General features: G+C 45.2%; 1 protein-coding gene. It reads left to right on the forward strand.

What is annotated here, in order from left to right; genetic code table 11:
• Positions 1–693, forward strand: a 693-nt coding sequence (locus tag FC36_RS12330) for a hypothetical protein (protein ID WP_268872454.1), incomplete at both ends; no start/stop codon positions are given.

Genomic DNA, 693 nt, shown 5'->3' on the forward strand with positions numbered 1-693 from the left:
ATACTTGCACTCTTCGAAGCTGAATCACTCATACTTGTTGATGAGGATGTACTTGCACTCTTCGAAGCTGAGTCACTCACACTTGTTGATGAGGATGTACTTGCACTCTTCGAAACTGAGTCACTCGTACTTGTTGATTCTGATGTGCTTACGCTCTTCGAAGCTGAATCACTCACACTTGTTGATGAGGATGTACTTACGCTCATCGAAACTGAACCGCTCGTACTTGTTGATTCTGATGTGCTTGCACTCTTCGAAGCTGAGTCACTCGTACTTGTTGATGAGGATGTACTTGCACTCTTCGAAGCTGAATCACTCATACTTGTTGATGAGGATGTACTTGCACTCTTCGAAGCTGAATCACTCATACTTGTTGATTCTGATGTGCTTACGCTCTTCGAAGCTGAACCGCTCGTACTTGTTGATGCGGATGTACTTGCACTCTTCGAAGCTGAATCACTCATACTTGTTGATCCTGATACGCTTGCGCTCTTCGAAGCTGAATCACTCACACTTGTTGATCCTGATACGCTTGCGCTCTTCGAAGCTGAATCACTCACACTTATTGATTCTGATGCGCTTGCGCTCTTCGAAGCTGAGTCACTCGTACTTGTTGATGAGGATGTGCTTACGCTCTTCGAAGCTGAATCACTCATACTTGTTGATCCTGATACGCTTGCGCTCTTCGAAGCT

Source organism: Ligilactobacillus equi DSM 15833 = JCM 10991 (genome assembly GCF_001435735.1).
In the GTDB taxonomy this organism is placed as follows: domain Bacteria; phylum Bacillota; class Bacilli; order Lactobacillales; family Lactobacillaceae; genus Ligilactobacillus; species Ligilactobacillus equi.